This window comes from Sphingobacteriales bacterium (assembly GCA_012517435.1).
Taxonomy (GTDB): Bacteria; Bacteroidota; Bacteroidia; order CAILMK01; family JAAYUY01; genus JAAYUY01.
Window position 1 is genome coordinate 1 of sequence record JAAYUY010000099.1, and the last position, 10,347, is coordinate 10,347.

A 10,347-nucleotide genomic window follows, 5' to 3' on the forward strand; every position below is an offset into this window, starting at 1 on the left:
TCCAGTAGGGACGACACAATTCGTTATGAAAGTTGAATGACAGATTTAATAAGGTTTTTTGACTAACTCACCCCCGACCCCTCTCTTTCGAAAAGAGAGGGGAGCTAATGACGTCTCCGTATCTAAGACTGTTTCATAAAATAAAAAACTGAGTCCCGTAGGGACGGCACAATTTCAAGTGAATTCAGAATTAACTTTAAACAGGCTGAAGGCAGTCTTCAGCAGGCAGGAAAGACGCGGAAAATGGATCATGGAAGCCTGATCCCGTTTATTTTCGTTTTCTTTCCAGTTTTACAAATATATTTTCCCTAAATCTTCTGCTATTTTTAAGTATTTATCAAAATACTCATTATCAATGGTTTCCGAATTTGCTTTTTCAAAATCTTCACCCATTTTATTCAAAACGTCTATCGGAAGAAATTTTTCTGCCATGGGGTACAAAATATGGTTTTCCTTGTGGATATGATTGGTCAGTAATAATCCGTAATTCATCAGATTGTTCTCCATTTCGGCAAGGGCTGATAAATCTCCATTTTTAAAGCGCTCAATAGCCTCAATAGTATTTCTGACATAAGCTCTTCCCTCGTCATGTTCCATCAGCATGACGCCAATCGGACCACCTTCGCGGGGCATCCCATATTTTTCCATTTCAGCAAACAAAACATCTTCTTCTTTCAGATGATGATATTTGTCTGCAAAATTCCGGATAAAATCCACCACCATTTCAACATGACCGATATTGATTGCTGTTTTGTCTTCTGACCCGGTAAAGATTTTCCTGATGATTTCAATCATACTCAAAATACTGTCGTGCTCTTTAACCAGAATATCAATTGCTTTCATTTTAGTAATTTTAAACGATTAAACCTGAATTTTTTAATAAATACTGGCCTGCAAATATAATTGATATTTCGGTACTGCAATACCTTTTTTGAAATTTTTCAAGCATTTTTCCTGATGATTATTATCAACTGAAAAATAGAGTTCTCATTATATTTTTGCCTGATGAAACAAAAGCTGAAAGATTTTCAATATCCGATTATTGGTTTTGCAGCAGTTATAGTTATTTTATCAATAGTTCAGATTAAAGTTGAACGCCCCATGCTGCTGGCAGAGCGATTTTTTAATGGGGGTGGATGGTTGACTATTCTCCTTTTGGGTTCCTATGCCGCATTTCTGATTAAGCGGATGAAAAATCCGTCAGAAAGTGCAAAATGGCGAAAACGAAGCTGGTTATTGTTTTCTTTTGTGTTTTTCGGACAGCTTGCAATGGGTTTATCGGGCTTTGAAAAGTTTTTGATGACCGGAAAGCTCCATTTCCCTATTCCGGCATTAATAGTCGGAGGCCCGCTCTACCGCATGCAGCTCAGTTTTATGCCTGTTTTATTCATTTCTACCATTGTGTTATCTGGTCCGGCCTGGTGTAGTCAGTTGTGTTATTTCGGAGCATTTGACCTGTGGGCTTCTTCAGGGAAAAAGCCTGTCAGGCGGGCAATTAAACATCTGTGGGCTTTAAAATTTACCTTTCTGCTACTGGTCATCCTGATGGCATTGATTCTCAGATTATCAGGAGCAAGCAACCTGACGGCTTCGGTTTTTTCTGCCATTTTTGGTATTCTGGGAATTGCCGTTATTCTGTTGATTTCACCAAAAAAAGGGAAAATGCTTCATTGTGTGGCTTATTGCCCGGTAGGTACACTGGTTCGCTTCATGAAACTCATCAACCCTTTCAGAATGTATATTGCAACGAACTGCAATGACTGTATGGCGTGTTCACTCACCTGCCGTTATGATGCCCTGAATGTGGAAAATATCAGGCAGAGAAAACCAGGACCTACCTGTACCTATTGTGGTGATTGTATCAGCTCGTGCAAAACAATGTCGATTCGCTACCGTTTATTCAGCTTAAAACCTGAAACAGCACGAATGACATGGATTGTTATCACTGTGGCACTTCACGCTGTGTTTATGGGACTGGCAAGAATTTGAGCTATCGATTGATCCAGTAAAAATTTTTCAGAATTTACATAAATACTACTCCCATGTTGCATGGGGATCACTTATTAAAGTTAAAGCTAAAATGTTTTTATCAGGCTGATATAATGTACATATTTTCAGCCCTTGTCCAATTATTTCTTTTGTGCGGTCAGTGTAAAAGTACCACTTTCATCTACCTGAAAATCAGGAATTTTTTGATTATATGTTCCGGTAGCAGTGCCGGATGTTCCTGAAAATGTACCTTGACCGTCATAAGTAACGATTTCATCTTTATCAGGGTCACTGGCAACTGGCTGGGTATAAGTACCTTTCATCACAACCTTTTCCCCGTCAACATCAAAATATCTGGTATATTTTTCACCGGTTGTCATGGTTACATTGGCAGTAACTTTATTCCCATTCATAGTAAGAGTAGCCGTTCCACTTTCACTCCATGTCTGCCCCCCGTATGGATTATAAACAATTGTGAATGACCAGGTACCAGAAAGCTCATTCAAATCTTTTTTACAATGGTTGAAAAAAAGAAATGGCAATGACAAAGCTGCAACAAGCAAAAATTTTTTCATAGTATTATCATTTATTGTTAAGTTGACTAAAGAACAAAGGTAATTTAATACTTAGATTAATTGATATTCAGGTTAATTTAAAAAGTATCTTTGCACTGATTTTATTAAGTGATTTTATGCGGATTGCCTATTTATCGACCTTTTATCCATTTCGCGGAGGTATCACGCACTTCAATCAGTCGCTGCTGGCTGTTTTTTCAAAAAATCATGATACTCAGGCTTTTACCTTCAAACGCCAATATCCGGAGCTCCTTTTTCCGGGGAAGACACAATATGTAACTGAAAATGACCTGGTTGAAAATACAGGAGCCGTCCGGGTACTCGATACGGTCAATCCCCTCTCTTACCAAAAAACAGTCAGGGAAATTTCATCCTTTAAACCCGATTTATTGCTGATGAAATACTGGATGCCTTTTTTTGCTCCCTCTTTGGGATATGTTGCCGGACAAATGAAAAAGCGGGGTTGCAAGGTCATTTCCATCCTGGACAATGTCGTACCACATGAGAAAAAATTTTATGATATTCCTCTCACCAAATATTTTCTGAAACGCAATTCAGGCTTTGTGGTCATGAGCGAAACCGTTAAAAATGACCTGCTCAGTCTGTTGCCTGATGCAGCATATATCTTTCAGTCACATCCGCTTTATAATCATTTTGGTGAAAAAATCAGCCGTTCAGAAGCCTGCCGAAAACTGAATATTCCCGAAGACAGGAAAATCATTCTTTTCTTCGGATTTATCCGGGATTACAAAGGTCTTGATATTCTGATCGAAGCCATGACAAAACTCCCTGAAGATTATTTTTTACTGATAGCAGGAGAAGTTTACGGTGACGACAACAAATACACCGGCCTGATCAGGCATTATGGAATTGAGGAGAAAGTTCAGGCAAATTTAAGGTATATTGCTGATCATGAAGTTTCATTGTTTTTTTCGGCATCAGATGTCAATGTTTTACCCTACCGCTCTGCTACGCAAAGTGGAATTCTTTCCATTGCTTATCATTTTGAAGTTCCTGTCGTTGTAACGGATACAGGAAGCCTGAAAGATTCGGTAGAGCCGGAAGGTACAGGATTAATAGCGGCTGAAGCCACACCTGAACACCTGTCCAATGCAATTTTATCTTTTTTCAGAGATGAAAAATCGGTTTATTATGCTGAAAACATCAGGAAATTAAAAAAGAAATACTCATGGGAAACTCTGGCCGGGGCGATTGTAAACTTTTCAATGCATTTAGATTAACCTGATTACCAGTATTTTTCCTTTAGCAGAAATTCGCTCACATAATCTTCAACCCCTTCCCTGAGACTTCTAAATTTCGCCTCATAACCAATATTCCTGAGTTTTTCCATCCTGGCCTGAGTAAAATACTGGTATTTATCACGTATATCTTCAGGAGTATCAATGTACTCAATAAAAGGGTCCAAACCAAGCGTACCAAACAGTGAAGCGGCAAGGGTATTGAAACTTTCAGCCTGACCTGTCCCCAGGTTATAAATTCCGTTGAACGCTGGATTGCGGAGATGCATCAGATAAAAAAGAACATCGGTTACGTCTTTTACATAGATAAAATCTCTCTTTTGTTCACCATGCTCATAATCAGGACGGTGTGAACGAAACAATCTAATTTTTCCTTCCTTTTTAATCTGATGAAAGGCATGAAAAACCACTGATGCCATCCTGCCTTTGTGATATTCGTTGGGGCCATAGACATTAAAAAACTTTAACCCAATCCAGAAATAAGGTTTTTGATCCTGCTTCAATGCCCATTTATCAAATTCATTTTTTGAAATACCATAAGGATTAAGTGGCTGAAGCTTTTCAACGGTTTCATGAGAGTCGTCATAACCTAAAATCCCGTCTCCGTATGTAGCGGCAGATGAAGCATAAATCAGGGGAATGCCGTAACGATAACATTTTTCCCAAATCTTCCTGCTATACTCAAGGTTCAGTTCATTCAATATGTCCATGTTAAATTCGGTAGTGTCCGTGCGGGCACCTAAATGAAATATCAACTGTACCAGCTTGTGATTGGTGTCGAGCCAATTGAAAAACTTTGAACGCTCAACTTTCAGTGAATAATTTTTTCCTTCTATATTCCTGTTTTTCAAAGGATTGGAAAAATCATCCACTAACACCAAATCGTTGTAAAACTCATCATTCAGCTTTCTGACCAGACAACTTCCGATAAAACCGGCTGAACCTGTAACGACAATCATTGTTTGAAAAATTTAAGGAACAAAGGTAATATTGTCATGGCATTAATGTTTATTCAAATCAATTACATATTACTGACCAGAAAATTTCAATAAAAAATATCCATGTCGTGCGGTGAAATTCTGATAAAAAAGTTGTAAATTATTCAGATTTGAGGCTATTCATCAGTTCATTCCACTCCTTTTTCTGATATAATGGCCTGAAAGTTTCTTCTTTCAGAAGTTTTTCCTGATCGTTAAAGCCATTTTCAATGCTTTTTCTTAATGATTCAAGGGCTTTTTCCGGTTGTTTTTCCATCATTTCACCAAGAGCTTTAAAATAAAACATATCAGGATTATCCGGATCGACCATTTCATACAGCTTCAGAAAATGATAAAATACATTTTTGTTTTGTTTAAAACCCTGACTGCATTGCATAAAACAAGCAAGGCTGATGTAATTTAAAGTTCTCTGATATGCTTTTGCCTCATAAAAATCTGTCGATTTAGTTTTTTGCCAGAGATGGCCTGTTTCTGTTGTCCACCAGTCAATATCCTTTGTTGACAGAGACTGCAGGTAAAATTCCTGCATCTGAATTTCTTTTTTCAAAGCAAGACTTTCCAGTTGTTTATCTCTTTGCAGGGAAGATGATTGCTGTAATTTATCAAGTTCTTTTTCTAAGCCGTTTTGAGAAACAATTCCTTCCATCATCTTCATTTTTCGGGCAAGCTCTCTTTCCAGTAAGGCAGGGTGAGAAATACTCCATGTAGTTTCTGCCAAAATATTGTTTAACTCCTGAAACAGGAGGGTATCAGCTTTTATCAGATCTGATCTCACCGCTTCCGTTTCAAGCCATAAAAAGCCATCATTCATCACATTTTCAGACGGCCATTCATGATTACCTTCAAATTCAATCAGAATATGCCGGATGGGGGTTTCTTTCAGGCTTTCATCCATATTTCTCATTTCGAGGTAGTTAAAATCTTCCATGCCAACAATTCCACACCAGTTGAAAGACCTGACAGCCTGCTGGTTAACAGCAGGGAGGGCTGCCCCGCAACCAATGATCCCTGTTATCTGCTGACTGGTAAGTGCCAGCGCCATTGCATAACGGGAACCACCTGAAAAACCACAGGCGTAAATCCTTTCTTTCTGCACGGGATAACGGTTGATACAATCTTCAATGACCGATAACGCAATGGTCTGAACCTGATCCCACTGCATTCCGTTTTTACTGTCATTAAGTCCGGCAAGGATAAATCCATATTTTTCTGCCAGCTTTGAATATTTTTCCACTGGGACATTCCCTTTTCCCGAAGGATCAAAAAACACAAGCAAAGGCAGCTCAGGATTCCGCTGGTTAAGTGGCCAGTATAAACTGTATGACAAGGCATAATTCAGGCATTGAACCGATTTATAAACAACTCCCCTGTCTATTGGTTTGTCCGAAGGTTTATCTTTTTCTTTTTCCTGGTGACGGCTTGCAGTACTGCAGGCATTGGCAATTAAAATGATTAAAATCAGCGTAAAAACAACAGGTTTCATTCTTTTAAACATAGTGTAAAGGTAGCTTAAAAATTTTAAAATAATCTCAGCCAGGGAAGTTTTGCAAAATAAAGTTGCTTGCCATAAGATATTTTATCTTTGCATCAAAAAAAAAATGGACTTCTCCCCCAAACTAATACTGGCGCTGTTGCCTATAATTTTAATCAATATTTCACTGATTATCTGGTGTTTTGTTGATTGGTGGAAAAGGGAAAAATTCAGGTATTTCCCTAAAATGGTATGGTTAATCATATTCCTGTTTATCCAGTTAATCGGGCCTGTTTCATACCTGTTATTCGGAAGAGATCATGACAGCAATTAAAACTGAACAACTAACGAAACGATACAGAGGGGAAAGCCAACCGGCTTTAAATGGTTTATGTCTGGAAGTACCGGAAAACAGCATTTTCGGGTTTCTTGGCCCTAATGGTGCCGGAAAAACCACCACCATTAAAATCCTGACAGCCCTGATGTCGGCAAACTCAGGCTATGCTGAAGTTGCCGGAATACCCGTAATATCAGGTTCGCCTGACCTGAGGAAAAATATCGGTTATTTAAGTCAGGAGCCAAGGATGTATTCATGGATGAAAGCCCGTGAACTTCTTTGTTTTGTGGGAGATATTTTCGGCTTCTCTCCTGAGGAAAGAAACCGGAGGGCTGATTTCCTGCTCGAATTATCGGGGCTGCAACATGAAGCAAATAAAAGAATTTCAGCTTTCTCGGGAGGAATGATACAACGGCTGGGGATCGCACAGGCATTGATGGGCAAACCAAAAGTGTTGTTTCTGGATGAACCGACTTCCGCTCTCGATCCGATTGGAAGAAAAGAAGTACTCGACTTTATTGCTTCACTCAGCAATGAATGTACGGTTTTTATGTCAACCCATATCCTCTCTGATGTTGAGCGGGTAGCAACGGATGTCGCCATCATCAGTCAGGGGAGTCTGATTGTTCAGGATAAAACGGAAAATCTTTTACGTAAATATGCTTCCGGCAAACTCGAAATTGATTTTACCACTGCGGATGAAACAGAAAGATTTATCAGGGAATTCAATCAAAGCAGATTAAACGGAAAAATTGAATCCGAAATGCTCTCAATAACCCTTACCCCACCGGGAACTGCATTCGACAGGCATGAAATCTTGCAGTTTGCGGCTGAAAAGAAGTTTGAAATTACCCGTTTTGAATGGGTAAATGCCACCCTTGAAGATGTTTTTATACAATTGGTCAGTAAAAAAGAATAATACCGCCATGAAAACATTAATAATCAAAGAATGGAAGGAGCAGCTCAGGACAGGAAGATTCTGGATTATGATGGCTGTATTTGTTTTTTTTGCCATCTTGTCGCCACTGACTGCCCGCTACATGCCTGAAATAATTTCTTCGATTTCCCAGCAACAACATATTGAAATACAAATTCCTGAGCCAACATGGACAGACTCGGTAGCTCAATATGTCAAAAACATTTCACAGATCTGCACTTTCATCATTATACTGCTGTTTATGGGCATTGTAGTCAAAGAAAAAGAAACAGGCACTGCTGTATTTGTGGTCGTAAAACCGGTTTCTCGCAACTATTTTATCCTTTCCAAAGTAATTGTTTCATTTTTGGTAAGCCTGACGGCTCTTTCAGTTGCCTTTCTGCTGGCATCCGCATACACCCTGCTTTTCTTCGGTGAATTTCCATTTCTCCGATTCGGGTTTGGAAATGCACTGATTTTACTCTATTTATGGGTAATTATTTCCACAACAATATTTTTCAGTACAGTGGCCAGGACTCAGGTGATGGCTGCTATTTTTTCCTTTCTCCTTTGGCTGGCAATGGGACTGCTTGCTCAGATAGATGGGATTGGAGTTTTTATTCCCGCAAAACTGATTTCTTTATCAATGACATATTCAGTTTCAGGTGAACTAAGCTGGCAAGCCTTATCAGGTGCTCTTTTTTTTCTGGCTTTGTTTATTTTTCTTTCTGTTTTCTCCTTCAGGAAATGGGAACCCTCATAGAAACTGACTATGGAATGAAAATCTCATAATTGTAAGTAACTTCATTTTTACTGATACGAACAAGATAAATTCCGGCAGGTTTGTTAAAGCTTATACTCGTTTTGGCCTGCACGGGTAGCTTTCCTGAATAAATTTCCTGACCTTTCAGGCTGAAAACACGTATTTCTGTATTTTCTTCAGGAAGGTTCTGCTGAATCAAAATGTTTTTCCCACTGCTCCAGACTTTTATCTCTTTGCTTTCGAGTCTGTTATCAGCTGAAAAAACCTGCTGTTGCGGGCGAAAATGAAGAATAAAGCGTTGATATTGCTTGACAGCTTCTGTTTCAAACGTATAATCACCTGTTGAAAGGTCAATCGTTTCTTTTGTGTTTTTATCTTCAAGAAAAACATGGTTATTGATAAAGAAGTCTTTCTGGACTGCGGTGATTTTATAAGGGCCGCTTACACCAGCACTGAAGTAAAGAGGGAGGTCGACTCCACGGGTATCGAGTGGCAGACTATTGACGGCCAGATTTCGTGCATCACCGGAACGGGTAAAAATCTGAGGTACATTTTCATTATAGCTGAACATTTTAATGGCATCATTGGCAGGATTATATTTTTCTTCTGCTGCCTCATTAAAGTTTATGGCTGTTTCATCAGAAAATCCTGCTCCGGAAACTTTCAGCGTAAAAAGATTCTCAGCCGTAGTGCCTCTGAAATCAGCAACTGTACTTACCCTGACAGAATTACTGAAGACGAGTTGCCCGCCAGAATTACTGGTGCATTGAACAAAAAAGGCCATGGTGGGGGGAATAATATTGGTGCCTCCATTGGTACCACCTATGCCTGTTGTATAAGTTGTAATATTCTGTATCGATGCATCCCAGATATAAATTGTTGTGCCTGCATTGGATTTTGTCCAACCGGAAGCATCCCAGTCGATAGCTGACGGATAAGGATTACCTGTCAGATTATATCCATCTCCGCCTGATTCTGTATTTGTCAGGTTGGCGATATAACTTCCATGATGCATATTTCCGTTAAAAACAATTGTCCTGTCAGCGTTTTTGAAATAAACATCATAGCCTTTCAATGTCTGAAATGTCTCACCTGACTGATGCTTTCTCCAGCTTTTTTCAGCTTCATTGTAAGAATACAAAGCACCTCCACTCACAACAGTAACAGGAGCATTTTCGACAGGGGAAGAAATATAATGCCATCCGTCAGCTGATATTTTTCTTTTAAAAGTGATATTTCTATTCCCTGAAATATTACCCTGAATATTCAGACTGCCTGTTTTTGTATCCCCTGTTTCCACGACAATGGTCCCACTATTTGCAAAATTACCCTGAACTTCAAGTGAACCATAGATTTTAAGATTTGTGTTACTATCTGCCTGAAAATTAATACATTGCAGGTTGCCATAAACAATGACTGCTGCACCGGACGATACCACAATATCTTTGTTTCCATCATTTATTAACGAACCGGATTCTCCAACATAAAGAACTCCATTGATAGTTAAATTGCCGGGGAAGGAAATATTATGATCAATAAAAACGGTGTCACCCTGAGAAATTGTGTAAGATGGTTGATCCCCTTTCCACACACTTCTTGAACTCCAGTTACCACTTCTCTTCGAGTAGTAGTTCTGACCCTCTGAATAGAACGATAAATAAGAATATATTTTCCTGATAATATGCGATTTAGAATGTAAACCTCCGGAAATCAGGAATAATAAAAATAAACCGGAAACAATAATTATTACCGATATAATGATTGATTTTCGTTTCATATTCCTGTCAGTTAAAGAATTTTTCCATGTCAAAAATAAGAATGATTTTAGAAATGATTTAATTTTGCAACCAAAAAAATCAATATGGATGCAAAAGAAATCGTTTTCCAGACCTTGAAAAAATCGGAAAAGCCGTTAAAACCTGGCGAAATTGCTTCATTGGCAGGCATTGAAAGAGCTGATGTGGACAAAGCCATTAAAGTTTTAAAAAAGGAAGAAAAAATCTTTTCACCAAAAGCCTGCTTTTATCAGGCAAAATAAA

The 10,347-nt window shown here is 38.8% G+C and carries 11 protein-coding genes; 6 read left to right on the forward strand and 5 right to left on the reverse strand.

Annotation, left to right across the window (positions count from 1 at the left end; genetic code table 11):
* Positions 1-291 precede the first annotated feature (291 nt).
* Positions 292-843, reverse strand: coding sequence for a hemerythrin (locus GX437_05950; GenBank protein ID NLJ07195.1), 552 nt, complete (start codon positions 841-843; stop codon positions 292-294).
* A 162-nt stretch (positions 844-1,005) separates the two neighbouring features.
* Here GX437_05950 and GX437_05955 point away from each other — a divergent pair, with 162 nt between their 5' ends.
* Complete coding sequence (locus tag GX437_05955) at positions 1,006-1,989, forward strand: 4Fe-4S binding protein (protein NLJ07196.1); 984 nt, start codon at positions 1,006-1,008, stop codon at positions 1,987-1,989.
* A gap of 140 nt (positions 1,990-2,129) precedes the next feature.
* Here the strand turns inward: GX437_05955 and GX437_05960 are convergent, their stop codons facing one another.
* Positions 2,130-2,564, reverse strand: coding sequence for a hypothetical protein (locus GX437_05960; GenBank protein ID NLJ07197.1), 435 nt, complete (start codon positions 2,562-2,564; stop codon positions 2,130-2,132).
* A 116-nt stretch (positions 2,565-2,680) separates the two neighbouring features.
* Between GX437_05960 and GX437_05965 the strand changes: the two genes are divergently transcribed.
* Complete coding sequence (locus tag GX437_05965; protein ID NLJ07198.1) at positions 2,681-3,805, forward strand: glycosyltransferase; 1,125 nt, start codon at positions 2,681-2,683, stop codon at positions 3,803-3,805.
* A gap of 5 nt (positions 3,806-3,810) precedes the next feature.
* Here the strand turns inward: GX437_05965 and rfaD are convergent, their stop codons facing one another.
* Positions 3,811-4,782 (reverse strand): ADP-glyceromanno-heptose 6-epimerase, encoded by a 972-nt coding sequence (rfaD, locus tag GX437_05970; protein ID NLJ07199.1) that lies wholly within the window; start codon positions 4,780-4,782, stop codon positions 3,811-3,813.
* Between the two features lie 139 nt (positions 4,783-4,921).
* The gene (locus GX437_05975; GenBank protein ID NLJ07200.1) at positions 4,922-6,304 is read right to left on the reverse strand and encodes a hypothetical protein; all 1,383 of its coding nucleotides are present in this window, start codon (positions 6,302-6,304) and stop codon (positions 4,922-4,924) included.
* A gap of 148 nt (positions 6,305-6,452) precedes the next feature.
* Between GX437_05975 and GX437_05980 the strand changes: the two genes are divergently transcribed.
* Genes GX437_05980 through GX437_05990 form a run of 3 tightly spaced genes read left to right on the forward strand, consistent with a single transcriptional unit; the run spans position 6,453 to position 8,308 of the window.
* Positions 6,453-6,626 carry a PLDc_N domain-containing protein gene (locus tag GX437_05980; GenBank protein NLJ07201.1) on the forward strand — a complete coding sequence of 58 codons (174 nt, stop codon included), beginning with the start codon at positions 6,453-6,455 and terminating at the stop codon, positions 6,624-6,626.
* Entirely contained in the window at positions 6,613-7,548 is a 936-nt protein-coding gene (locus GX437_05985) for an ABC transporter ATP-binding protein (GenBank protein NLJ07202.1), read from the forward strand. Before GX437_05980 ends, GX437_05985 begins: the two co-directional genes overlap by 14 nt.
* A gap of 7 nt (positions 7,549-7,555) precedes the next feature.
* Complete coding sequence (locus GX437_05990; protein ID NLJ07203.1) at positions 7,556-8,308, forward strand: ABC transporter permease subunit; 753 nt, start codon at positions 7,556-7,558, stop codon at positions 8,306-8,308.
* Between the two features lie 7 nt (positions 8,309-8,315).
* On the opposite strand, the gene GX437_05995 is transcribed toward GX437_05990, so the two are convergent.
* Complete coding sequence (locus GX437_05995; protein NLJ07204.1) at positions 8,316-10,085, reverse strand: T9SS type A sorting domain-containing protein; 1,770 nt, start codon at positions 10,083-10,085, stop codon at positions 8,316-8,318.
* An 84-nt stretch (positions 10,086-10,169) separates the two neighbouring features.
* Between GX437_05995 and GX437_06000 the strand changes: the two genes are divergently transcribed.
* The gene (locus GX437_06000; GenBank protein NLJ07205.1) at positions 10,170-10,346 is read left to right on the forward strand and encodes a MarR family transcriptional regulator; all 177 of its coding nucleotides are present in this window, start codon (positions 10,170-10,172) and stop codon (positions 10,344-10,346) included.
* The last annotated feature ends 1 nt before the right edge of the window (position 10,347 follow it).